We start from the raw sequence: 21,585 nt of genomic DNA, 5'->3' as shown, positions 1-21,585 counted from the left end.
GTATTTAACGCGCCGTGATCTATGCGCTCTGTAACTTTCATTGTACTTTACTGAGAATGCCTAAGGTCAAATCTTTAAAAGCTGGCGGCAACCCCTGGGAGCGCTCCCAGACTTAGCGCAAATACACACCAATCCGCCGCCAAAGCGGCATCTTCGCCCAGACTGCGCACGGCTTGTTCAATCAGTTGTCGCTTGGTGGTGTCGTTAAGCGAGAGATGATCCAGACAGAGGTTTAAGGCGGTGAGGCGGATGTAAGCGCGGATGAAGTCAGGGCGGTGCAGCGGGTCGGGGTCTGGCGGGGTGGCATAACGCGGCTGGGCCTGGCCGCTTTCCAGTTCGTACCAGCGATCAATCACCGCCGCCCGGCGTTTGATGTCGTAGCCGGTGATAAGAATTTCCGTATGACGGCGGTCGAGATGATACCCGGCAAGGCGTTTGGTCTGTGGGCAATACTCAGGGCTAATGCCTTGAATTTCTTGATAACCCAAATTTGGGGAGCTGCTCCAGCATCACCCGGATATCACGCATAACATCTGCATGACGTTTATCGGTGAGTGTGGCAATTTCTCGCGAGGACATGCTTAAGGTGTGCAATGGCGCACAGGCAGAATATATGGACATGACTATGTGACCTTTTCAGTAGGTTGACACGCCTTCAATGCGAAGGCGGTCAGGAGGCTGAAAACCGCACATAGTTCGGCGGACTGATTTCCCTTGCGGGTGTTGTATTCGTCCCCTCCCGACCCTAAACAGATGACAAAAGGCGCGCACAAACAGCGCGCCTTGGGTATTCGGGCACAAAAAAACCACGGCTGACAGGCGTGGGAACCGCTATGTGGGAGTTTTCAGTCTCCTGAAAGGCACTCTAAAACCCCGGCGCAGGCTTGTCAACACTCGTTTGCAGTGACATCTGGAAGATGCTGACATGTGGCGGACGCATCTTGCGTTTGCTGGTTTTCAAGCGACACCTGGAAGGTGTCGCTACAGGCAGCGGCATCAAGATGATGCCGCCACGGGGAGCGCCGAGTTTTGCTCGCCCAGTCGGGACACCCTTTCTTGCTAAAAATCTACATAATTATTGACAAAAATAAATAGAAATTTGCTTGAAGGTGGACTATCTTTAAGATTGGTGTATCTTTAAAAACTTCCCCTAACGAAGGAGCGTTGTCACACACATCACCCGCTGTTTTTACCTATCGAATCCCTTAAAAAGCTACACAACGGACCCTGAATCCGTCTTGATATTTTGGTAGTCCTGCACAAGATAGTGAATAGTCAATCAGCAGCGACAGACAAGGTTTCATTGTAATGGTGAACGAAATACCAGATAGCGCCGATGTGGTTTTCGAGCTTTTTTGAAAATGACAGGGTTTTTCTGACGAAGCGAGATACACGTTGTCTTAATGTGGCATTGAAGCGCTCAATTTTAGAGGTTTTGCCGGTTTCTTTTCCAACGGCCCGATGGCGTTGTGTAGGCAATACCCCCAGATAGGCCTCCCAAAAATCGGTGTAACACACCGCGCATTGACGATACACCGCAGGTAACGACTCCCAAAGCCCTTGGGCCCCTTGCCGACTTCGATCCCCGACACACACGCCGACCCTTTCGCCTATCTCTTGATCGATCGATCACCAACCCAGGGTTTATGATGCTTATTTCCCACAAAAGACCACAGCGCATCGCATGGGATCACACGCTTCCCTACCGATTCGATTCTGGGGATTCTCGACACAGTGTCGGCTGCACGCCTTGCACGCGAATTTCGGCGTGTGGTTATGGATACGGCCATTTTTAATCACCTTCTCTGAATGACACGAAGGACACGGCATGGCTTTTTACGCTTTGACTCAATGACCGCTACATCTTACCACTGTTTATCACTACCATTTGCGGGGCCACCAAGAACAGAAGGCCGGCATCCCCGGAGTGGCTGGCTCGTTATTTTGCAAAAAAGTATTAAATAAATGATTTAAAAAGATTTTTATGTTGGGAAAAATACTCAAAGTCGAGTAAACTATCCCGCCTGACATTCCCGTCAGGGAACCGTGTGATCTTGTTTTATTGATAGGCCTCTTCTTTATGCAATCTCCTCCCAGTCAGACACCCAGACAGACGGCACTGTATCAAAGCCATGTAGCAGCGGGCGGGCGCATGGTAGAATTTGCCGGTTTTATGATGCCGCTGCATTATGGTTCGCAGCTTGAGGAACACCGTCAGGTGCGCCGGGCGGTTGGGGTGTTCGATGTCTCCCACATGGGCATTGTGGACATTGTCGGGCCACAGGCGCACAGCTATCTGCGGGGTTTGCTGGCCAATGACGTGGCGCGTCTGGATGGCCCCGGCCAGGCTTTGTATAGTTGCCTGCTGCAGCATGACGGCGGCATTCTTGACGATCTGCTGGTCTATGCGCTGGGGAAGGGGGCTTATCGCCTGGTGGTGAATGCAGCGACGGCGGCGCGTGATCTGGAATTTATGCGCGCTGCGCTGCAGGGCTATGCGGCGCGGGTGATTCACCGTCAGGATCTGGCCATGCTGGCGATTCAAGGGCCACACGCTCGCACCGTGTTACCGCCATTATTACCCGTAAGCTTGCGCCATCACACGCAGGCGCTCAAGCCCTTTAGCGCGGTCTGGGCCGATGACTGGATGCTGGCTTGCACCGGCTACACTGGAGAAGATGGTTTTGAGGTGATGTTACCGGCCAGCCAGGCCGCCGATTTTTGGGGGCGCCTGCGGGCTGCCGGTATCACTCCCATCGGTCTGGGGGCGCGTGATACCTTGCGTCTGGAGGCCGGAATGCATCTGTATGGCCATGATATGGACGAATCCTTAAGCCCGCTGGATTGTGGGCTGGGCTGGACGGTGGCGTGGCAGCCGGAGACGCGGGAGTTTATCGGTCGGCAGGCGCTCCTGCAACGCAAGGCCGCCGGGGCACGGCATAAGATGGTGGGGCTGATTCTGCAAACGCGTGGGGTGTTACGCAGCGGGATGCCACTGCTAACCGCAAATGGTGAACATGGGGTGATCACCAGCGGTGGCTTTGCGCCGACCCTGGAGCGCTCCATTGCCCTGGCGCGGGTGCCCTTGCACTGTGCTGAGCGCGTGGAGGTCGATCTGCGCGGACGCATCGGCATCGCCCGCGTGGTCAAACCGCCGTTTGTGCGCTTTGGTGAAATTTTAGTCGATATTTAACGATTTTTAACAAAAAGGTCAGACCCTGATGAGCGATTTTCCTGCTGAATTACGCTATGCCCCCTCCCATGAATGGGTGCGGGTTGAAGACGATGGTACGGTCACGGTCGGTATCAGTGACCACGCTCAGGCGCTGCTGGGCGATCTGGTATTTGTGGAGACGCCACAGGTTGATAGCCAGGTCACTGCTGGCGGGGCCTGTGCCGTGGTGGAATCGGTCAAGGCCGCCTCGGATGTCTATGCCCCGATCAGTGGCGAGATTGTCGAGGTCAATAGCCTGCTCAGCGACAGCCCGGAACTGATTAACTCCGATCCCTATGGCCAGGGCTGGATTTTCAAAATCAAGGCAGCGGATTTAGATGAGGTGGAAAATTTACTGGATGCCGAAGGCTATGAGGCCAGCCTTGACGCCGATGATAGCTAAAGCGCGCTAAGCCTCGCTGTTTGATTCGCGCCAGGCCTGAATGGTCTGGCGTGTTTGCTGTTAAGACTGCCCAACACGATACGCCCGCCATGCCTTTTATACCGCATACCGCAGAGGATGTCCGTGCCATGCTTGACTGCATCGGCGTTGCGGATATCCCGGATCTGTTTGCTGAAATCCCGCCAGAATTGCGCACCGCAGAGCACGCCCTCGATGCCTTGCCGCCAGCCCTCAATGAAATGGCATTAAGCCGCCTGATGCAGGCTTACGCCAGTCGTGATCAGGTGGCCCTGAATTTTATCGGTGCCGGGGCCTATGAGCATCATATCCCGGCCCCGGTCTGGGAACTGGCCAGCCGGGGAGAATTTTACAGCGCCTACACGCCCTATCAGGCCGAGGCCAGTCAAGGCACCTTGCAGCTGCTGTATGAATACCAGAGCATGATGAGTGCCCTGACGCACATGGAGGTCAGCAATGCCTCGCTGTATGACGGGGCCTCTGCGCTGGCTGAGGCGATTTTGATGGCCGTGCGTACACAGCGTAAGCAGGCGGGGCGACGGGTTTTGCTGCCTGCCACTGTGCATCCGGCCTACCGTGAGGTGGTGCGCACCACGGTTGCTGCCCAGGGTATCGCGCTCACCGAGCTGCCCTATTGTCCGCAGCAGGGCCATATCTTGCCACAAAGTCTGGAGGCTTATGCCGCCGATGATCTGGTCGCGCTGGTGATCCCTCAGCCGAATTTTTTCGGCGTACTCGAAGAGGTTGACGCGCTGACCCACTGGGCGGAGCAACACGGCTTGCTGGTCATCGGCGTGGTGAATCCCTTAAGTCTGGCTTTGCTCAAACCGCCCGGCCAATGGGGCACGCAGGGCGCCGATATCGTGGTTGGTGACGGTCAGCCGCTGGGCGCCCCTCTGTCCTCGGGCGGGCCGTATTTCGGCTTCATGTGTACCCGGCGCGTCCATGCCCGGCAAATGCCAGGGCGAATTGTCGGGCGCACGGTTGATGCCGATGGCAAAGCCGGTTTTGTGCTCACCCTGCAAGCCCGGGAACAGCACATCCGCCGCTCCAAGGCCACCTCCAATATCTGCACCAATCAAGGGCTGATGGTCACCGCCGCCACCATTCACCTGGCCCTGCTGGGTGCGCAAGGGCTGGCAGACGTGGCCCGGCAGTGTCATGCCAACACCCACGCCCTGGCCGATGCGCTACAGCAGACGCTAGGGGTGCAAGCGGTCTTTAGCGGCGCACACTTTCATGAAATGGCCCTGCGCCTGCCGGTGCCGGTTATCCCTTTGCTGGAACGCATGGCCGCCCACGGCGTGCTCGGCGGCTATGCCCTGGGACAACACGACCCCCAGCTAGCCGATGCCCTGCTGGTGTGCGCCACCGAAACCAAAACCGAGGCTGACATCGCCCGCTATGTCGAGGTGTTAGGACAGTGCCTGGCTGCGGCCTCAGGATGAGGCCGCCACCATTAACCCTTCCCGGATTTTTTTGAGGACTTTGCGTGGACAAGCGCCAGTATATTCAAAGCCTGCGCGAGGATATCGTGTTCAACGAGACCTTATGCGGCCATCCCTTCACCTTTCACAGCACCTGGGGGCTGTTTTCCCCGCGTGGCGTGGATGCGGGCAGCAAATTGTTGCTTGATCATGTCACGATAGACCCTACGGATGACTGCCTGGACATGGGCTGCGGTTATGGGCCGATTGGCCTGACCCTGGCACGTCTGGCACCGCTTGGCAAAACCTGCCTGGTTGATAAGGATTTTGTCGCCGTGGAATACGCGGACAAAAATGCCCGGCTCAATGGTCTGAGCCATTGCAGCGCTTTGTTAAGCAACGGCTTTAGCGCCCTAAAAGGGCAGCGCTTTGATGTCATTGCCGCCAACCTTCCGGCCAAGGTCGGCAAAGAACTTCTGTATCTGTATCTGTACGACGCGCAAGCCTGCCTTAATCCCGGCGGACGCCTGTATCTGGTAACCATTACCGGTCTGCGCCGTTTCATTGAACGCGCCTGCAAAGAGGTCTTCGGCAACTACGACAAACTCAAGCAAGGACGCGACTACACGGTTGCACTGGCGCTACAGTCGTGAGGCCAAGACGCATCCTGCACATCGAAACCGGGCGCCATCTCTACGGTGGGGCGCAGCAAGTGCTGTATTTGCTGGAAGGGCTACAGCAGGATGCAACGCTGGAAAATCACTTGCTCTGCGTCGCCGATAGCGCCATCGCAGCTGCCGCCCAGCCGTTTTGCCAACAGTTACATATCCTGCCGATGCGCGGGGAGTGGGATCTGCGGTTTTACCCGCGACTCAAGACCCTGCTGCGCACGCTGCGCCCGGATCTGGTGCATGTACACAGCCGCCGGGGCGCCGATTGGTGGGGAGGGCTGGCCGCCCGTGCGCTGGGCATTCCGGCGGTGTTATCCCGGCGGGTGGATCATCCTGAAACGGCGTTGTCTCGCTACAAATACCGCTTCTACGCTCGTACCATCACCATCTCACGCGCCATTTACCAGATTTTGCAAGACGCCGGGGTTGCGCCGCAGCGTCTGGTCTGCGTCCCTAGTGCGGTAGACACCACGCGCTATCAACAACCCTGTGAACGGGACTGGTTTCTACGCGAATTCAATCTGCCTGAAACTGCGCTGTGTCTGGGCGTGATTGCACAACTGATCGAACGCAAAGGGCACCGCCATTTACTCGCCGCCCTGCCCGAGATTTTACGGGCACATCCCGACGCCTATGCACTGTTTTTCGGCCAGGGACCGCTGGCGCACACATTACAGGCGCAGGCTACAGCCCAGGGCCTGAATCAGCGGATCATCTTTGCCGGCTTTCGTCAGGATCTGCAAAAAATTCTGCCTTGTCTGGATCTGGTGGTTCATCCGGCGGATAAAGAAGGTTTAGGCGTAGCCCTGTTACAAGCCGCCAGTGCCGGGTGCGCCATTGTCGCCACCGAAGCCGGAGGCCTGCCCGAGGTGGTGGGCGCAGACAATGGGCTATTGATTCCCCCCGCCAACCCTCACGCTCTGGTCCACGCGGTAAATACATTACTTGCCGATCCCCCCCGCCGCACCGCCATGGGGCAACGGGGACGACAGCACGTCAGCGAACACTTCTCCATTACCGCCATGGTCGCAGGCAATCGTGCGGTGTATCAGGCAGTCCTGACAAAGCAGAGTTGCAATGACTAATTAAGTAGGACTTACGCATTGACGGTGGACTGAAATTGTGGGTTAAGGTGCTGCTTACCTTGCATGAAGTTGCGGACGAAAGCGGCGACTACCTGGGTGTACAAATGGCATTGCCATGGGTAAGCATTGCTGATCATGTCAACGAACTTCATCTGCTGGAGGTGGACATAACTGCACAAAGCGGCAAAGATAGGATTGCGTATCGGCACCTTACCGCGCACCTGGAATTTCTCGATATGGCAGAGCTGTTTGATCATGCGGTGGTATTGCTCAATCTGCCAGTGTTGGTCATGCAGGGTCTGAAAGTGGGTTGACCGGAAGTCATCATAGGCATCGGTATCCGGCAGGAAAACCACATAATGGCGCTGTTGGTCTTTTAACTGCGTCCGAAATAGCTTTACCTCGCCAAATTCACGTAACCAGACCTTCAGCTCATCGGAAGGGATGTCCAGTTTTTGTACCTGTACCCATGAACCCTTTTCAATAGATACTCGGCGGTTGCTTTCCACCGCGAACAGGAACCCCATTGGGTGGTTTCTCACCCTCTTGAGGTTACCTGCACAGGAATACCCGCTATCCCCCGTTATCAAAGCAGGGCGCAACCTCCATGCCAAGACTTCCGCCAGCCTGTCGAGGAAATAATCATTCTTGGTCTTGCCGTCGGTTTTGTCGTACCCCCGAGAGTTGACCGGCAAACTACGCCCTTGCGAGTCGCTGTAATACAGCGTGATCAGGTTCAGCCCCTTGACCACCCGGTGGTGTTTGCCTGACCAGAAATACCCCACCAACGCCATGTGCTGGCTGTAGGGTTTGTCCAGCGTGCTATCATCCACACTCAATGTCCCTCCGACTAGTACCGTGCACCAGAAATACTCTGGATAACTTACGCCATCAGCGATTTCCCGATGTAGGTCCAGCGAAACGGCTTGGCGAGCGTCTGGTTAAAGAAGGCGATGAACTCAAGGAGGCGTTGTTTGAGCGCCTGGGTGGAGGCAAAGCGCCCCCGCCGGAGCCGTCGCCGGGTCAGGATAGCGAACCCGATCTCGACCGGGTTGAGCCAAGCGCAGTGCCTGGGGGTATAGACGAACCGGATACGATGCGAGGGATCCTGGAGAAAGGCGGCCCGAGAGGACATGTTGGCGAGGATTCCCGTCTTTCTCTTGCGGCCGAGTTCTGTGTCGATGGCGCAGCGTTGGGCGATGAATTCCACCAGGCTGGCCGATTGATGGGTGTTGAGCGGATCACAGACGAAGCTCCATTCGCCGTGTGGATCGGTGTCCACGGTGGCGGCGATGTGGGCCACGAAGTCCGCCTCGGTGCGGGTGTCGCCGATGGAGGGGGTGATCACGCGCCCGGTGGCGACCTCGAAATGGGCGATCAGAGTCTGAGTACCGTGGCGTTTGTACGCGAACGCCACGGCCTCAGGATGGCCGGGCTGCATCGGGTGAGACGGGTGGATCGCCTCTATGGCCTGGATGCCGGTTTTTGAGATGAACCCAGTGTTCATGCAACGGCGTTGCCTGATGGTACCGCGTACAGACCGTGCGAACCTCCTGACGGAAGGTAGCCTCATCGGTGATGTGGGGATTGAGCCCGTAGCGGGTGCGATGCGCTCGCGCGCCAGATCCTGGCGTGTCCAGTGGGTCAACGGCGGCGGTGGCTGCTCACACGCCCGCGCGATGACCTGGCAAATCTGCTCGGACGTGAATTCACCCGGGCAGCCCGACAGCGTCCTCACCCAGACCCACGGCGGCAGCGATCTGGGTGTTGGCTTCACCATCGGCGGCGCGCAGCACCCGCTGCGCCCGTTGCACCAGGCTGTGGGATGTTTCGCGACGGCGCGCCAAGCCTTCCAGCAAGGCACGTTGTTCGGCTGAGAGATCAATCAAAGGGGCTGGGCGGGCGATCGTCTTCTCCTCGTCTGAACGTGGCTGGAAGTCGGTTCGCTATTATCCATGATAGTTTCAGCTTTGAGTACTAGTGATGATATCACCCGCTTGCGGGATAAAATGCAGGAATATTTAGCCAACGGCGCCCGGCTGGGCTGGTTAATTGATCTCACACAGCAGCAGGTTGAGGTGTCACACAGCAGCAGGTTGAGGTGTATCGTGCAGGGCGGTTGCCGGAAACGCTCTTCATGCCAGAGACGCTGCCAGGCGAGGAAGTCCTGCCGGGATTTATTTTGCGTTTAGCACGGATTTGGGACACATAACCGTTTGGATAGCCCCTTAGTCATTGTGATCCGCCGTGAGATTGATCTATTGCTTGATGCACCGAATAACGTATGAAGCCCACGACCAACTCCCGCTTTGCCATTGACGCCCCCTACATCACCTTGCCAAAGCATAAGGTATCTTACAGTGACCACTGAACCGCCCGCCGAAGCCCCCCGCACCGATCACGACAGCCCGTGGAAAGACGCGCTGGAATATTATTTCGAAGAATGCCTGCAGCTGCTGTTTCCCGCCATTCATGCCCAGATTGACTGGTCCAAAGGCTACAGCTTTCTTGACAAAGAACTGCAACAAATCACCGCCGATGCCCAAACCGGGCGCCATCACGCCGATAAACTGGTCAAAGTGTATGCCTTGCAAGGGCAAGAAACCTGGGTACTCATCCATGCCGAGGTACAAGGCACACCCGACAGCGGCTTTCCGGCGCGGATGTAGCGCTACCAGTATCGGCTGCGTGACCGCTATGGGGTCGACATCGTCAGTATCGCCGTACTGACCGACACCCACCGCACGTTTCGCCCCCAAAGCTACCACTATGCCCGCTGGGGCTGTCAGTTACTCTTTGAATTCCCCACGGTCAAACTGATCGACTGGGAAGCGCGCTGGACAGAACTGGAAAGCAGCGATAATGTCTTTGCCCTGGTGGTCATGGCGCAAATCAAAGCCAAGCGACTCAAACACGGCGCTGCGCGCAAAGCCGCCAAAATCGCCCTGATCCGCATCCTGTATGAACGGGGCTATCGTCGGGAACAGATACTCCGACTGTTCAACGTCATCGACTGGATGATTGAATTACCCAAAGACTTAGAACACGCCTTTTTACAAACGATTTATGCCATCGAGGAGGATAAGAAAATGCCTTACATCAATACCGCAGAACGGGTCGGCATGGAGAAGGGGTTTAAAGAAGGCGAGCAAAAAGGGGAACACAAGGGTATTCAAGGCACCCTGCGTAAACTGATTACCCTGAAATTTGGTGAATTACCGCCCTGGGCAGATGCGCGTTTAAGCCAGGCCAGTGATGCGCAACTGGATGTGTGGGTAGCGCGGATTTTAACGGCAGACAGCCTTGAAGCGTTGTTGGGTGACTGACATCTATTGGTGCAACAGCATCAATGATAATATGATGATCAACACCTTCAGACAACTCTGGGGTATCCTCACCCCGCAAGCTCGGCGGCGCTTTGTGGCGGTGCTGTTGCTGGTATTGGTCATGACGGCCATTGAAACCGCTGGAGTGGTGTCCATCATGCCGTTTCTGGCAGTATTAGGTAATCCGGATCTGGTGACTGAACAGCCCCAACTGGCGGCGGTTTATCAATGGCTGGGCTTTGATACCCCGATACAATTCATCGTAGTTTTGGGTGTTATCTCCGCTGCGGTAGTTGCTGTGGCCTCACTGTTTAAATCTATTACCACCTACACCTTGTATCGCTTTGCCCATCTCCAGCGCCATGACATCAGCACCCGATTGCTGCAAACCTATCTGCAACAGCCTTATGCTTGGTTCTTAAGCAGAAACAGCGCGGGGCTTTCCAAAACCATGTTGTCAGAAGTGGATCAATTGGGTAACAACTTACTGTTACCTGTGATCCAGATGATTGCGCATGGCATGGTCATTTTGGCTATGCTGTTGTTGTTGATGGTCTACGATCCGTTCATGGCGCTACTAGCCGCTGGCATTATTGGCAGCTTGTATTTCACCATTTATCGAGTGGTGCGCGTGCGGTTGGGTCGCATTGGCAGGGAGCGCCGGGAGGCCAACAGCGAACGTTTCCAAGCCGCCTCGGAAGCCTTGGGTGGCATCAAGGCCATCACGCTCACTGGTAGAGCAAGCACGTATTTAGCCCGATTCCGCCACCCTTCACGCACCTATTCTCGGCATCTAGCCGCCAACGATACCCTGGGTCAGGTGCCGCTGTATCTGGTAGAGGCTACCGGCTATGCAGGACTGGTGGCGCTAGTGCTGGTATTAGCTTGGCGAGGTGATGATCTAGGACAAATCTTGCCGGTGATTGGTCTGTATGGTTTTGCGGCCTATCGCATGTTGCCCGCTGCCCAGATTGTCTATCGCGGCTTTGCCCGATTGCGTTTTGGGGCTGCTGCGCTAGATCATATCCATCGCGATTTGCATCTGCCCCAACGTCCCCGTGTTCCAGCCCCAAGCCCTTGGAAACCTGAGCGGCATATTCGACTTGCTGCCGTGTCTTATGCCTACCCCGGCAGCGAGAACCGCCCCGTGCTCAAGGACATCAATCTGCACATTCCCGTTAATCACACCATCGGGATTATTGGCGCGACGGGTTCGGGTAAATCCACCTTGCTGGATCTGATTTTGGGTTTGCTAGAACCGACAACAGGACACATATTGATTGATGATCTGCCGTTAACTGCTGAACGCCTATCGGCTTGGCATCGAGCTATTGGTTATGTACCGCAGGAGATTTATTTGCTTGACAATACGGTGGCCGCTAATATTGCGTTAGGGTTGCGCCCGAATGAAACAGATCAAGCGGCATTGGAAGCGGCAGCCAAGGCGGCTCAGATTCATGATTTTATCGTCAACGAACTGCCCCAGGGTTATGCAACGACAGTGGGTGAACGCGGTATTCGGCTCTCAGGCGGGCAGCGGCAGCGCATTGGGATAGCGCGAGCACTGTATCACAATCCGTCGGTACTAATACTAGATGAGGCCACCAGTGCGCTAGATGTGAATACCGAGAAAGAAGTGCAGGCGGCAATCGATGCCCTGCAGGGGCAGAAAACCATTTTAATTGTGGCGCATCGAATGAGTACGGTAAAGCGGTGCGACCAAATTTTTACTCTTTGCGACAACAGCATTCGCTTGACCGATGGCATCAGAGTGCCGAGTTAAAATAGAGATAGCCACGACACTGTATGAGCAATTTAACCACTATGTCGAATACCTTAGACTATGATCTCGATTTTCATCATTGGATTGTGCGCAACGTTGAACTGTTGCGTGCCGGGCGTTTGTCAGAAATTGATGCAAAGCATATTGCCGAGGAGCTGGAAAGCATGGGCAAGCGCGATGTGCGCCAATTACGCAGCCACTTACAGGTATTGGTGGTGCATCTGCTTAAGTGGCACTATCAGCCTGAACGCCAGAGCACCCGTTGGCTGACAATCATCAGTCATCAGCGGGATGAAATCGAAGCCCTGCTGTTGGACAGTCCGAGTCTAAGGCCGATACTGGCGGAATTGCTGGAGTCGGTGTATCCCAAGGCAGTCCGCGATGCCTGCCATGAAACGGGATTGACCCGTGCGGTATTTCCAGAGCACTGTCCTTATGGGCTTGATGCTATTTTGGATGGTGAATTTTTGCCATGATTGGTTCTTGAAACCCCTCGACAACTCGTGGACATTATGCACTGCTCGCCTACAGAATTCAGGTATCAGGCCAAGATGGCGATGGCCACGAAACTTTATGAAATGGGTAAGCTATCTTCTGGCATGGCGGCGCAAATTGCCGGGCTGGAACGGATTGAGTTTCTTTTGCAACTCAGCCAGTACGGTGTTCTGCTGATTGATCTGGATGAAGAAGAACTTCATACCGACTTTGACAATGCCTGACAGAGGATTAGATATTGATTAAAAATCATTTTTATCGCTGGGCGGATCGTTGGGCAGTGCGCTTGGCTGATCGTATGGGCGTTACCCTTGCCCGAGCCAAGCCCCTTGATCTGCGTGGGTGCGATATACACCCGATTGAGGCCTGGTATCGTGCCGGACGCTATCAGCCAGTGCTCATGGACGTTCCGCTGTCCAAACTGAGAGGACTGGGTAGTGCGGCTTTTCCTTGTACGCAGGATAGCGGACACCCCTTCATTGAAACACTGATGGACTACGAGTCCGGCAAGGTGCGTACTTATGCCGGTTCGGCATTGGAGCGATTTTACCAGAATTGGCAGCCGAAGAATGCGGCGGAGTATTTGGGTGTTGATGACATTCCAAGATGTGAAAAACTAAGAGAACTGCAAGCAACCGAGGGAGTCTTTCCATGGAGCAGAAATGATCCAAAAAGTTATGGTGAAACGGTTAATCATGTAATTAGAAAGGCTAGTTCATCCCCTTACGGAAAAATCAAACAAACTCAAAATCGCTGGCATCTCTTCGGTCCGGCAACATCAGAATCAAGTGAACATGAGCATCGGCGTCTTATTGGTGCCTATACATCCATAAAGAATAAAGGCTATCAACGCAACAGCACTAATGACGGTGATATCCGTGGCACCCTGATGTTGAGTAACAATGACTGGTGCATATTGATTGGTGGCGGAGGCCAGCATCGTAGCAGCGTGTTAAGTGTGCTTGGTTTGATTACTGTGCCAGTGAGATTGTTTTACAACTTACCAATGATCGTGCGTCGTGAAGATTCCAGCTACTGGCCACATGTTGTCGATGGTCTATTTACTAAAGAAGCAGCTATCAACATTTTTGACAGAATATTTGAAGGCCGCCAGCCGTGGCAAGAAAGACAAACTGAAAATCATGGATAAAGACCGACAGCAAGTCTGGTTTGTCCTTGCCAAGCTACAAATGGGTGGCATTGAACGCAATCGGCTCAAGCTAATCAATCAATGCTTACAATGGGGTATTAATGTTCATTTAATTCTTTTGGAATGTAAAGGCGAGTTACTGCAAGATATCCCACCACAGGTACCTGTGACCTGCCTTGGGCAGCCCTATAAATTTGCCTTTCCCTTACGCTTAGCAAAACTGATTCGCAGTCAACCACCCGCCTGCATCATCAGCGCTTTTGATGATGTGAACCTCATGGTTATGGTGGCAAGAGCTTTGGCTAGATCAAGCACACCCGTTCTACTCAGTAACCATAATACATTTGCTGTCGTTATTTCTGAAGCTAAAGAGTTAGAAAAAACAAAATATTTTGTACTAAAACATACATTACCGTGGGCATTCAGACGAGCAAGAAGTGTCGTGGCAGTATCTAATGGGGTAGCAGATGATTTAAGCCATTCACTTTGCATTCCCAGAGAATCCATTGAGGTCATCTATAATCCAGTCATAGATTCCGGTTTTCATGATCGTACCTGCCTGCCTGCCACACATACCGTATCCAAACAAACTGTGCTGTTTGTGGGTCGCCTTGTTTCCCAAAAAGACATTCCCAACTTGTTGGCGGCCTGTGTAATCCTGAAACAACGACGACATCTGGATGTACTGATCGCAGGTGATGGGCCTGAACGCCCCATGATCGAGACACAGATCAAGGCAATGGGGCTTGCGCAGTCGGTACGATTGGTAGGCATGGTGCAAAATCCATTGCCATTAATGGCGGGAAGTGGAGTATTGGTCTTGCCCTCTCGTTTTGAAGGGCTTGGCAATGTGTTGATTGAGGCTATGGCCTGCGGTATCCAGGTAGTCTCCACAAACTGCCCACACGGTCCTGCAGAAATTTTGGAAGATGGCCGCTACGGGCAACTGGTGCCGGTAGGCAATCCTGAAGCACTGGCAGCGGCCATTGAGCAATCATTGAACGGTGAATTTTGGGTTGAACCGGATATCCTGCAAGCCAGAGCCGCAGAGTTCAGCGTGGAAAAAGCAACTCGCCGGTATCTGGAGCTGGCTGGCTACGATATGGATAGCCTGCCACCATCTCGGCAAGCAACGCCTCAAACTCATCAGCCCTTTACCTTTTAAGTATAATGGTTAAATCTCCGTGAATCCCTGCCAGTGTTGTTTGACGGTCACAGGCATGTGTGCTACAAATTTCGTATTTGCAGCACAATAAGCAGCAGCCATGAAAGAACTTACTATTCGAGAGATGCGCGCCAACATGGGGCGATTAGATGAACTGGTGGCCGCCGAGGGCGAGTTGGTGATCAGTCGTCGTGGCCAGCCCATTGCCCGCATTTTGCCCATGTCGGAGCATCGTTCATTTCCCGACCATGCCGATCTGCGCCAGCGGATGGCGCGGTTGCAGACCCCCTCGGCCGACCTGATCCGTGCGGAAAGAGATGAGCGCTGAGCGCCGCGCTTATCTGGATACCAGTGCGCTGGCAAAGTGGTATCTCAATGAGTGATCACGCGATATCCCGAGCATCCATTGCGCACACTTGATGCGCTGCATTTGACCATTGCTATGGATGTTGGCATTGTAGAGCTGGCCACTGCCGATGTGGTCATGACCAATGCCGCAACCAGCATGGGTTTCAAAGTGGCTCGTTTTTAACTGGCTCAGCCGTTTGACACCGAAGGTCTGGCACAAGGGCATCGCTTGGGTGCTGGGGCATAGCGAGAGCGTCGATCTGCACACTCATGCACGAGCGCGGGCGGTAGAGCGATTTGCGAATCCGGTGGTTGCGGCACAGTATCGGGCGGTGTATGACCGGCTGCGGTAAAAATCGATTGTGCATAACGAATCGTCACAGACACTACCCTATTCGATGCGCTTAACCGACCAACAACGCCATATTATCCGTGAAGCGGGATTGCGTCATTTTGGCGTGATCCCGCGTGTGTTTGGATCGCGGCTGAACGATACGCAACGCGGCGGAGATATTGATTTATTTATTCCCGGCCCTTGGTCTGCCGAGGAATCGGTTCCCCGGCGGATGCGTTTTTGTGCCGAACTGCGGCGCGAGCTGGGTGACCAAAAAATTGATGTGCTGGTAGAATTACCGACCCCCTCGGCGATTCAAGAACAGGCGCAACGGATCAGTGAAGCGGTATGAGAGCCTTAATCGACCTATTCGACGAGTGCGACCGCCATTGCATTTTTAGCGTATAGTGTACGACCATGGTTTTCGTCGAACTCCCGATCTTCATCCACTGTGCGGCCGAGTTGTTCACGGATGATGATTTAGCGGGGATACAGCGTATCTTGCTAGAAAACCCCGCTGCAGGCGATCTGATTCCGGGCGGTCGTGGTTTGCGTAAATTGCGTGCGCCACTGCCCGGACGAGGTAAGCGCGGCGGTGCGCGTGTGATCTATTACCACTGGTTGAGCCAATCCCAGTGCTATTTAATCTACGCCTACGCGAAGAACACGACCGCTGATTTAACGAAAGATCAGTTGCAACGCTTGGCGGCCTTGATGAATTCGGAGGTGCGTGATGGATGAAAAAAACTTTGCCGAACTGCTCGATAGCGTGCGCGATATGGGCCGTCATCTGCGTGGAGAGAAGGTTGCAGGCACTATTGTGCGCGAGTTTCCCGAGCCGGATGTGAAAGCGATCCGCGAGCGCACGGGGCTTTCGCAAAGCCAGTTTGCCTATCTGATCGGTGTCAAGCCCAAGACACTACAAAACTGGGAACAAAAGCGTGTTCGTCCGGCTGGGCCTGCGCGCGCGCTGCTCAAGATTGTTGAAGCCAATCCCGATGCACTGAACTCGATTCACACCTGATTACGCCGTTTTCACATCCACGACACCGGCTTTCTGCACGATGAAAAAAACTGTGCCGACTTGCTCGATAGCGTGCGCGATATGAGCCGTCATCTCCTGCTAACCCACTGTTCTTACCTTGCCAAGATAAGGCGCGAGATCGATATCAATCAACTCCCAATCCCAGCCTTCAAAATCCGGGTTGCGGCAATGTTCGTCAATCGTGCCCGGTCTAGGCACACATTCACCACGATCTACTAAATCTTCAAGCACGATGTGTGCAGCCTCGATGGCATTGTTATAGGCTTCTTCGGGAGTATCCCCCGCACTGATGGCACCGGGAATATCGGGAAAAACCATACCGGTGGCCGTATTTTCGTCGCTCCACTCAATAGCAACAGGATAGTGCATTATTGCACCATCTCGGCAAGCAACGCCTCAAACTCATCCAGCAGACGCTTGAGACAGAATCGTTCCTCAGCCCTTTGCCTTGCTGCACTGGAGTATTGTTGCCAGATATTATCCTGTTCCGTAACAGCGGTGACAGCCTCTACAAATGCCGCCACATCATCCGGCGGACATAGGCGTCCGACCTGACTGTCCACTGCCTCGGGCATGGAGGAAATGTTTGCCGCCACCACAGGCGTACCACAGGCCAGTGCCTCCATGATCGCTCGCGCCAGCCCCTCCCCGCGACTGGGAAACACCAGAAGATAAGCCTGTCGGTACTGTTCACGCATCTGATCTTGATTAAGTCGTCCCAAGGTATGCATGTTGGGGGGGCGATTTTTCCCTAATATGGGTGCATCAGCGCTGCCTGTGTAATAAAGCTGATAGGTATCCCCCAGTCGGCGCATGATCGGTGCCAGCAGATCAGCCCCCTTGCGCCGAGAGAGAGTGCCGACATACAGCAGTCGGCGGGGTTGGTTCGGGTCAATGCGGCGGGGCTGTGACGGTGGGCTGAAAAAGTCCGTATCCACCGCGTTCAGGATGACCTTTGGCCGGGGTAATCCCAGCTTTTGGGCAAAAGTATCAGCGGTGTATGCACTGACGGCAACCACCCGATCTGCTGTCCGGGCACTATGTTTGAGAAAGTTTTGGACAAACAGGCGATGGTACAGTCGTTGGGCAGGACTCTTGTATGGCTCCAGCGTGGGATCAAGGACGAACAAACGATCCACGGTCATCATGGGAATGCCAGGGCGAGCAAAAGCAAAACCATTCCAGGTATTGGTGATTATCGCTTCACACCCTTGAGGTGGTATTACATTTTTCAGTAGCCAGGGAGCAAATTCGTAGTGGCGAGAAAATCCCTGTTCATGAACACAGTGCCCCCGAGCACGCAAGCCAGCGGCAAGATATTGCGTGGACACATCTGCACCGGTTCCGGCCTTAATATAGGGTAACCAAATTTTCATTTTTTTTATTTCCTGGCTATAAAAACCATCTGATGACAGTGCCACGGGTCAATTTTTTCCATCAAGGGTTGCATAAAATTCAGGAATGGATACACCCCAAATCCAAAGCCTTGCACTTAACTGAATCCAACCATTTTTAGTAACTACTCAGGCTATGCTAAGTTTTATTTGAGCTTATAAACAATGGATTACAAAGATTTTCTAGAAACAATTTGATGCAAATCTGTGATGTAAAATTTTTAAGACTTTGATTTATATTATTTTTTAAATTTTTACACTTTTTGCTTTGATTTTGAAATTATTTATATTTCAAATACATGGTTAGTTTTCATTCATTAATCAACATATCTGGCAACTCAAAATAATCTGCAAATGCCCCATCCAGGCTAATCAATACCGCATTCCGTTCCATGGCTGTTGCAATGATCAAGCGATCGGCAGGATCACGATGATACTCTGGAAGCGCAGCAGCTCGAACAGCAATGGATCGATTGATTGGCAGGCAGATAACACCTGATCCATCCAGTGCCTGATCCAGCCAATCTGAAAGACTTAAATTCAGCTCCAAGCGACCACGCCGCACGAGCCAAGCTACTTCCCAACACGTGATGGCGCTGACAGCCAATTGCTCTGCACGCTCGATTTTAGCCACGATGTTTACTGGCAATGGATTGGCGCTTGGATCAACCCAACGTACCCAGATATGCGTATCAAGCAAGATCAACGCAAAGCACTCCAGGCTTCCTCGGGCATGGCAGGTGCAAGCAGGTCATCACGCATGACAACCGAACCTGCAAGCTTTGGTGAAGGCTTGTTAAGCACACCATCGAACCCTGGCAGTTCAGAATCTATAACACATTCAGGCTGTTCTTCCATCAAAATCAAAACCCTTAGCTTAACCCCATCAGGTATCTGATCTGGCAGGCTAACTTTGTGGTCGTGTGCAACGGTTTCAAATTCAATAGCACGCATCGTTCATTTGCCTCATCTTAATTAAACTGATAATGGAACAAGACTATCTGGTTCAACCCTAGCACCACCAAGATAAAGCCATGCAACTGCAAAAAGCCGTGGTGGTGCTTAAGAGTAGCGTCATGGTCGCGAATCTAAGCCACGAATTCATTGATTGGCCACCGATTGCCATAGGCAAGGCAGCTAAATTTTCATGAGATACGCCGAACAAGGCTGCTATCGGTCGCTTCAAGCCCTGCCCTTTGTTATCACAATGGTTGCGCTTCTTCAAGCACTCGTTCCCGCATCATAGGATGTAATGCGGCTCGTGTGACAATATCCACCCGCCGTCCGAGCAGATCTTGGGCATCCATAAGCATCTCGCCCAAAACGAATGCTGATATACCCGCAGGCGCATCGACAAGCAGATCCACATCGCTGTCTGCATCGGCATCACCCCGCGCCATGGAACCGAATACAGAAATATTCGCCAGCCCATGACGCAAAGCCAGGGCCTTGAGGTCATTACGATATGCTTGAATCAATGGATGCATTTTTAGAATGATTTTCGCAAACAATTAAAACCTGCCAGTTAGGCCTTCCCGCTATCCGGGTACCGAAATCACTCAAGCCGTAGTCAAGCTTTGGTCTTCTTAAATATATCAAGCGCATAGATCAAGCTTGACGGAGTCGTTCAGGCGGTAAGGAGCAAAACCAACCACAGGGAGACGAGTAATATGATTCATGACGAACGTAATTGGCATAAATGGTATACCTGATACTGCCAGGATAGTGGCCAAACAGTGAGGGACAACGCCTGTATTAGTCGTAACGGTATGAAATAATAAGGTGGTCGGATAATCCAATTTCGGCTTAGTATGTGCAAATCCTTCCAGCGTTGCATGACTTCCAGTCCTGCATCAGCAAGCAAAGCCTGCCATTCATTAAGTGACCTGATTGTTTCACGGACAGCTTGCTGTTGAGTGCCTCGGTACAGCCCAAGCCGATAAGTCAGAAAGTCTGAATTAGGCACCAAGATTAAAAGTCTGGCATCTGGTTTTGCAACGCGACGCATTTCTTTTAGAGCTTTGGGTTGGTCGAGGAAATGTTCTAGTGAACCCAAACAACTGACGAGATCAAAAGTGTGATTATCAAAAGGTAATTGTTCGGCAACACCTGTATAAAAATGACCGTCAGGTAGCCGACGGCGACATACTGCAATAGCTCGCTCTGATATATCAATTCCGCTGACATCTGCGCCACGCTGCGCGGCAGCTGCTAGCCAATTACCCGAACCACAAGCGACATCCAGCAATTTCAGTCCTGGGCTAATGCCTAAGCGCTGTGCCAGTTGCACGGCATGGCGTGAGGGGCACATATGGGCATTACCCAACTCACGATAATAGATATTATTGTAGAATTCTGCGATTTTCTGATGCTCATCCTGACTCATTGTATTGTCTCGCCATTAAGTGAGTGCGATAGCGAATGACGACACACTTGGCGTAGCTGTTGGCCGAAGTGCTGCCAACTAAAAGCCTCGGCAAAGGCACGACAGCTTGCTGGCGTCACATGTGGATGCTCATGCAGCAGATAGCGCAGCACAGCCTGTTGCATGGCGAGATGATCATTCGCGGCGACCAGAGTACCGGATTGATCATCACAGATGGCATCGACCACCCCGCCTGCGGCAAAGGCAACGGTGGGTAAACCGTGGGCGGCGGCTTCAATGGCGACCATCCCGAAACCTTCGTTATCATGTGCTTGAGACTGCACGGGAAATATCAAGACATCAGCGGCAAAGTAAGCGGAGGTTAATTCTGGGTCATCTTTTGCTTTCTCGCCAAGAAACAAAACCGCCGAGCTTATCTCGTTGTCTTTGAGCGATTGCTGGATTTGTGCCATTTGTCCGGTATTTTTCAGTAAGGCGCTTCTGGATTCATCCCCCACTACTACCAGTTTTGCATCAGGGCAGTGTTGCATGACTTGCGGCAGGCTATGTTGCACAAAAACAGAAAGCCCCTTGCGTTGCGTGATACGGCCTACATACAGCATGATGGGCGTGGTATCCGTCAGGCCGTGATGTGCTCTGAATGCCTGACGCCTTTCCTGAGCGCATTCGTGATCCGGCAGGTGAACTCCGGGATGTATGACGTGCAGACGCGATGCGGGTACGCCAATATCAAGCGCCAGTTTGCGGGTGAAATGGCTGTTAACCAGCGCAGTATCCACGCGGCGCAAAAACCAATGCCAGACGATGCGATAAACTGGGTGATTATTGGCTTCGATGTCCAGACCGTGTAAATACACCACACTCTGCGCCCGGTTCAGCTTCGCAGCGAGCCAGGTAAACGGCGCTGTCAGGCCACTACCCGCAAAACAAACCGCTGGTCGCACCCGCAAACCTTGCCACAGGGTGGCCAATTTTACCCGCAGCAAAAACCAGGGGAGCGGTTGAATTGGGATTTCTGTAACCCCCATATCCGCCGGCAAATGCGCACGACACCCGGTAGGCCCGATCACATGTACATTAAAATCCTGCGCCAGTTCATCAATGCAGTGCCAGATAAGCCGCTCCATGCCACCAACATGGGGTGGCAGATTACGGGTAACAAGCAACAGCGCGGGTTTGGACATGGCGTTTCCATCTGGGGTCGCTTCACTGGATGCAGCATATCGCAAATGCGTGGCAGTTTTAAGCCCCCTGATCGAGTTTCGCTAACAAACGTTAGCGCGGACCCTCCGCCTCAATCCAGCCCTGGCGGCTCATGGCAGGGTGATCCCTGTTTTTTTT

The 21,585-nt window shown here is 53.4% G+C and carries 30 protein-coding genes and 2 pseudogenes; 19 read left to right on the top strand and 13 right to left on the bottom strand.

The annotated features are described in order from the left end of the window. Positions 1-74 precede the first annotated feature (74 nt). The 3 genes and pseudogenes from THISIDRAFT_RS05795 to THISIDRAFT_RS05790 all read right to left on the bottom strand — a co-directional run bounded on the left by THISIDRAFT_RS05795 (position 75) and on the right by THISIDRAFT_RS05790 (position 1,830). Positions 75-488 carry a Rha family transcriptional regulator gene (locus tag THISIDRAFT_RS05795; RefSeq protein ID WP_006788464.1) on the bottom strand — a complete coding sequence of 138 codons (414 nt, stop codon included), beginning with the start codon at positions 486-488 and terminating at the stop codon, positions 75-77. Beyond that, complete coding sequence (locus tag THISIDRAFT_RS14720; RefSeq protein ID WP_246585418.1) at positions 460-579, bottom strand: Rha family transcriptional regulator; 120 nt, start codon at positions 577-579, stop codon at positions 460-462. The genes THISIDRAFT_RS05795 and THISIDRAFT_RS14720 overlap by 29 nt, the downstream gene beginning before the upstream one ends. A gap of 696 nt (positions 580-1,275) precedes the next feature. Then, positions 1,276-1,830: pseudogene (locus tag THISIDRAFT_RS05790) on the bottom strand (IS1 family transposase). A gap of 250 nt (positions 1,831-2,080) precedes the next feature. Between THISIDRAFT_RS05790 and gcvT the strand changes: the two are divergent. The 5 genes from gcvT to THISIDRAFT_RS05765 all read left to right on the top strand — a co-directional run bounded on the left by gcvT (position 2,081) and on the right by THISIDRAFT_RS05765 (position 6,818). Continuing rightward, positions 2,081-3,193 carry a glycine cleavage system aminomethyltransferase GcvT gene (gene gcvT, locus THISIDRAFT_RS05785; RefSeq protein WP_006788467.1) on the top strand — a complete coding sequence of 371 codons (1,113 nt, stop codon included), beginning with the start codon at positions 2,081-2,083 and terminating at the stop codon, positions 3,191-3,193. 28 nt (positions 3,194-3,221) lie between these two features. Further along, the gene (gcvH, locus tag THISIDRAFT_RS05780) at positions 3,222-3,617 is read left to right on the top strand and encodes a glycine cleavage system protein GcvH (protein ID WP_006788468.1); all 396 of its coding nucleotides are present in this window, start codon (positions 3,222-3,224) and stop codon (positions 3,615-3,617) included. An 89-nt stretch (positions 3,618-3,706) separates the two neighbouring features. Continuing rightward, positions 3,707-5,083 carry an aminomethyl-transferring glycine dehydrogenase subunit GcvPA gene (gene gcvPA / locus THISIDRAFT_RS05775; RefSeq protein WP_040853097.1) on the top strand — a complete coding sequence of 459 codons (1,377 nt, stop codon included), beginning with the start codon at positions 3,707-3,709 and terminating at the stop codon, positions 5,081-5,083. A 44-nt stretch (positions 5,084-5,127) separates the two neighbouring features. After that, positions 5,128-5,715 (top strand): class I SAM-dependent methyltransferase, encoded by a 588-nt coding sequence (locus THISIDRAFT_RS05770; RefSeq protein ID WP_006788470.1) that lies wholly within the window; start codon positions 5,128-5,130, stop codon positions 5,713-5,715. Further along, positions 5,712-6,818, top strand: a complete 1,107-nt coding sequence (locus tag THISIDRAFT_RS05765; protein ID WP_006788471.1) for a glycosyltransferase family 4 protein — start codon at positions 5,712-5,714, stop codon at positions 6,816-6,818. Before THISIDRAFT_RS05770 ends, THISIDRAFT_RS05765 begins: the two co-directional genes overlap by 4 nt. 11 nt (positions 6,819-6,829) lie before the next feature. On the opposite strand, the pseudogene THISIDRAFT_RS05760 reads toward THISIDRAFT_RS05765, so the two are convergent. The 3 genes and pseudogenes from THISIDRAFT_RS05760 to THISIDRAFT_RS14715 form a co-directional block, all read right to left on the bottom strand. Continuing rightward, positions 6,830-7,672, bottom strand: a pseudogene (locus tag THISIDRAFT_RS05760) (IS701 family transposase); the annotation flags it as partial. Between the two features lie 29 nt (positions 7,673-7,701). Continuing rightward, positions 7,702-8,325 (bottom strand): transposase, encoded by a 624-nt coding sequence (locus tag THISIDRAFT_RS05755; protein ID WP_221914036.1) that lies wholly within the window; start codon positions 8,323-8,325, stop codon positions 7,702-7,704. Positions 8,326-8,527: 202 nt separating this feature from the next. Then, a complete protein-coding gene (locus THISIDRAFT_RS14715; protein ID WP_246585334.1) occupies positions 8,528-8,707 on the bottom strand; it encodes a hypothetical protein in 180 nt (59 codons plus the stop codon). 66 nt (positions 8,708-8,773) lie between these two features. Here THISIDRAFT_RS14715 and THISIDRAFT_RS15305 point away from each other — a divergent pair, with 66 nt between their 5' ends. The 14 genes from THISIDRAFT_RS15305 (at position 8,774) to THISIDRAFT_RS05685 (ending at position 16,443) form a co-directional block, all read left to right on the top strand. Continuing rightward, positions 8,774-9,010: a Uma2 family endonuclease gene (locus THISIDRAFT_RS15305; protein ID WP_217159149.1), complete on the top strand. Its 237-nt coding sequence runs from the start codon at positions 8,774-8,776 to the stop codon at positions 9,008-9,010. 168 nt (positions 9,011-9,178) lie between these two features. Next, on the top strand, positions 9,179-9,487 hold the full coding sequence (locus tag THISIDRAFT_RS05740) for an RpnC/YadD family protein (RefSeq protein ID WP_006786937.1): 309 nt from the start codon (positions 9,179-9,181) through the stop codon (positions 9,485-9,487). 213 nt (positions 9,488-9,700) lie between these two features. Then, complete coding sequence (locus tag THISIDRAFT_RS05735) at positions 9,701-10,144, top strand: RpnC/YadD family protein (protein WP_006786936.1); 444 nt, start codon at positions 9,701-9,703, stop codon at positions 10,142-10,144. A 34-nt stretch (positions 10,145-10,178) separates the two neighbouring features. Continuing rightward, positions 10,179-11,927 carry an ABC transporter ATP-binding protein gene (locus THISIDRAFT_RS05730; RefSeq protein WP_006786935.1) on the top strand — a complete coding sequence of 583 codons (1,749 nt, stop codon included), beginning with the start codon at positions 10,179-10,181 and terminating at the stop codon, positions 11,925-11,927. A 41-nt stretch (positions 11,928-11,968) separates the two neighbouring features. Next, positions 11,969-12,403, top strand: coding sequence for a DUF29 domain-containing protein (locus THISIDRAFT_RS05725; RefSeq protein ID WP_040851816.1), 435 nt, complete (start codon positions 11,969-11,971; stop codon positions 12,401-12,403). A 27-nt stretch (positions 12,404-12,430) separates the two neighbouring features. Then, a complete protein-coding gene (locus tag THISIDRAFT_RS05720; protein WP_256439190.1) occupies positions 12,431-12,646 on the top strand; it encodes a UPF0175 family protein in 216 nt (71 codons plus the stop codon). A gap of 14 nt (positions 12,647-12,660) precedes the next feature. Then, positions 12,661-13,572, top strand: coding sequence for a hypothetical protein (locus tag THISIDRAFT_RS14710; RefSeq protein WP_006786932.1), 912 nt, complete (start codon positions 12,661-12,663; stop codon positions 13,570-13,572). Then, complete coding sequence (locus THISIDRAFT_RS05715) at positions 13,466-14,737, top strand: glycosyltransferase (protein WP_050984858.1); 1,272 nt, start codon at positions 13,466-13,468, stop codon at positions 14,735-14,737. Before THISIDRAFT_RS14710 ends, THISIDRAFT_RS05715 begins: the two co-directional genes overlap by 107 nt. 100 nt (positions 14,738-14,837) lie before the next feature. Next, the gene (locus tag THISIDRAFT_RS05710; protein WP_006786930.1) at positions 14,838-15,065 is read left to right on the top strand and encodes a type II toxin-antitoxin system Phd/YefM family antitoxin; all 228 of its coding nucleotides are present in this window, start codon (positions 14,838-14,840) and stop codon (positions 15,063-15,065) included. A gap of 51 nt (positions 15,066-15,116) precedes the next feature. After that, a complete protein-coding gene (locus tag THISIDRAFT_RS05705; RefSeq protein WP_246585332.1) occupies positions 15,117-15,269 on the top strand; it encodes a PIN domain-containing protein in 153 nt (50 codons plus the stop codon). 13 nt (positions 15,270-15,282) lie between these two features. Further along, a complete protein-coding gene (locus THISIDRAFT_RS05700) occupies positions 15,283-15,438 on the top strand; it encodes a hypothetical protein (RefSeq protein WP_159098506.1) in 156 nt (51 codons plus the stop codon). A 9-nt stretch (positions 15,439-15,447) separates the two neighbouring features. Continuing rightward, positions 15,448-15,771, top strand: a complete 324-nt coding sequence (locus THISIDRAFT_RS05695) for a nucleotidyltransferase domain-containing protein (protein WP_246585331.1) — start codon at positions 15,448-15,450, stop codon at positions 15,769-15,771. Between the two features lie 65 nt (positions 15,772-15,836). Beyond that, the gene (locus THISIDRAFT_RS05690; protein WP_006786927.1) at positions 15,837-16,160 is read left to right on the top strand and encodes a type II toxin-antitoxin system RelE/ParE family toxin; all 324 of its coding nucleotides are present in this window, start codon (positions 15,837-15,839) and stop codon (positions 16,158-16,160) included. Next, a complete protein-coding gene (locus tag THISIDRAFT_RS05685; RefSeq protein WP_006786926.1) occupies positions 16,153-16,443 on the top strand; it encodes a helix-turn-helix domain-containing protein in 291 nt (96 codons plus the stop codon). The genes THISIDRAFT_RS05690 and THISIDRAFT_RS05685 overlap by 8 nt, the downstream gene beginning before the upstream one ends. A gap of 99 nt (positions 16,444-16,542) precedes the next feature. On the opposite strand, the gene THISIDRAFT_RS05680 is transcribed toward THISIDRAFT_RS05685, so the two are convergent. The 7 genes from THISIDRAFT_RS05680 to THISIDRAFT_RS05650 form a co-directional block, all read right to left on the bottom strand. Continuing rightward, positions 16,543-16,833: a type II toxin-antitoxin system HicB family antitoxin gene (locus THISIDRAFT_RS05680; RefSeq protein ID WP_006786925.1), complete on the bottom strand. Its 291-nt coding sequence runs from the start codon at positions 16,831-16,833 to the stop codon at positions 16,543-16,545. After that, positions 16,833-17,840 carry a glycosyltransferase family 4 protein gene (locus tag THISIDRAFT_RS05675; RefSeq protein WP_006786924.1) on the bottom strand — a complete coding sequence of 336 codons (1,008 nt, stop codon included), beginning with the start codon at positions 17,838-17,840 and terminating at the stop codon, positions 16,833-16,835. The genes THISIDRAFT_RS05680 and THISIDRAFT_RS05675 overlap by 1 nt, the downstream gene beginning before the upstream one ends. Positions 17,841-18,168: 328 nt before the next feature. Continuing rightward, on the bottom strand, positions 18,169-18,564 hold the full coding sequence (locus THISIDRAFT_RS05670) for a type II toxin-antitoxin system VapC family toxin (RefSeq protein ID WP_040851811.1): 396 nt from the start codon (positions 18,562-18,564) through the stop codon (positions 18,169-18,171). Further along, positions 18,561-18,812: a hypothetical protein gene (locus tag THISIDRAFT_RS05665; protein ID WP_006786922.1), complete on the bottom strand. Its 252-nt coding sequence runs from the start codon at positions 18,810-18,812 to the stop codon at positions 18,561-18,563. Before THISIDRAFT_RS05665 ends, THISIDRAFT_RS05670 begins: the two co-directional genes overlap by 4 nt. Before the next feature lie 248 nt (positions 18,813-19,060). After that, positions 19,061-19,369 carry a nucleotidyltransferase family protein gene (locus tag THISIDRAFT_RS05660; RefSeq protein WP_217159146.1) on the bottom strand — a complete coding sequence of 103 codons (309 nt, stop codon included), beginning with the start codon at positions 19,367-19,369 and terminating at the stop codon, positions 19,061-19,063. A gap of 164 nt (positions 19,370-19,533) precedes the next feature. Further along, positions 19,534-20,244, bottom strand: coding sequence for a class I SAM-dependent methyltransferase (locus tag THISIDRAFT_RS05655; protein ID WP_006786920.1), 711 nt, complete (start codon positions 20,242-20,244; stop codon positions 19,534-19,536). Continuing rightward, a complete protein-coding gene (locus tag THISIDRAFT_RS05650; RefSeq protein WP_006786919.1) occupies positions 20,241-21,428 on the bottom strand; it encodes a glycosyltransferase family 4 protein in 1,188 nt (395 codons plus the stop codon). The genes THISIDRAFT_RS05655 and THISIDRAFT_RS05650 overlap by 4 nt, the downstream gene beginning before the upstream one ends. Between the last annotated feature and the right edge of the window lie 157 nt (positions 21,429-21,585).

The organism is Thiorhodospira sibirica ATCC 700588, from assembly GCF_000227725.2.
GTDB classification, from domain to species: Bacteria; Pseudomonadota; Gammaproteobacteria; order Ectothiorhodospirales; family Ectothiorhodospiraceae; genus Thiorhodospira; species Thiorhodospira sibirica.
Note: the sequence above shows the minus strand (reverse complement) of the source record. Positions and strands in the feature narration are given on the sequence as shown.

Coding starts and splice junctions, on each gene's coding strand:
- THISIDRAFT_RS14720 (WP_246585418.1), bottom strand. CDS start 579: ATGTCCTCGCGAGAAATTGCCACACTCACCGATAAACGTCATGCAGAT.
- gcvT (WP_006788467.1), top strand. CDS start 2,081: ATGCAATCTCCTCCCAGTCAGACACCCAGACAGACGGCACTGTATCAA.
- gcvH (WP_006788468.1), top strand. CDS start 3,222: ATGAGCGATTTTCCTGCTGAATTACGCTATGCCCCCTCCCATGAATGG.
- gcvPA (WP_040853097.1), top strand. CDS start 3,707: ATGCCTTTTATACCGCATACCGCAGAGGATGTCCGTGCCATGCTTGAC.
- THISIDRAFT_RS05755 (WP_221914036.1), bottom strand. CDS start 8,325: ATGAACACTGGGTTCATCTCAAAAACCGGCATCCAGGCCATAGAGGCG.
- THISIDRAFT_RS15305 (WP_217159149.1), top strand. CDS start 8,774: ATGATAGTTTCAGCTTTGAGTACTAGTGATGATATCACCCGCTTGCGG.
- THISIDRAFT_RS05735 (WP_006786936.1), top strand. CDS start 9,701: ATGGCGCAAATCAAAGCCAAGCGACTCAAACACGGCGCTGCGCGCAAA.
- THISIDRAFT_RS05730 (WP_006786935.1), top strand. CDS start 10,179: ATGATCAACACCTTCAGACAACTCTGGGGTATCCTCACCCCGCAAGCT.
- THISIDRAFT_RS05725 (WP_040851816.1), top strand. CDS start 11,969: ATGTCGAATACCTTAGACTATGATCTCGATTTTCATCATTGGATTGTG.
- THISIDRAFT_RS05715 (WP_050984858.1), top strand. CDS start 13,466: ATGTTGTCGATGGTCTATTTACTAAAGAAGCAGCTATCAACATTTTTG.
- THISIDRAFT_RS05710 (WP_006786930.1), top strand. CDS start 14,838: ATGAAAGAACTTACTATTCGAGAGATGCGCGCCAACATGGGGCGATTA.
- THISIDRAFT_RS05690 (WP_006786927.1), top strand. CDS start 15,837: ATGGTTTTCGTCGAACTCCCGATCTTCATCCACTGTGCGGCCGAGTTG.
- THISIDRAFT_RS05685 (WP_006786926.1), top strand. CDS start 16,153: ATGGATGAAAAAAACTTTGCCGAACTGCTCGATAGCGTGCGCGATATG.
- THISIDRAFT_RS05680 (WP_006786925.1), bottom strand. CDS start 16,833: ATGCACTATCCTGTTGCTATTGAGTGGAGCGACGAAAATACGGCCACC.
- THISIDRAFT_RS05675 (WP_006786924.1), bottom strand. CDS start 17,840: ATGAAAATTTGGTTACCCTATATTAAGGCCGGAACCGGTGCAGATGTG.
- THISIDRAFT_RS05665 (WP_006786922.1), bottom strand. CDS start 18,812: ATGCGTGCTATTGAATTTGAAACCGTTGCACACGACCACAAAGTTAGC.
- THISIDRAFT_RS05655 (WP_006786920.1), bottom strand. CDS start 20,244: ATGAGTCAGGATGAGCATCAGAAAATCGCAGAATTCTACAATAATATC.
- THISIDRAFT_RS05650 (WP_006786919.1), bottom strand. CDS start 21,428: ATGTCCAAACCCGCGCTGTTGCTTGTTACCCGTAATCTGCCACCCCAT.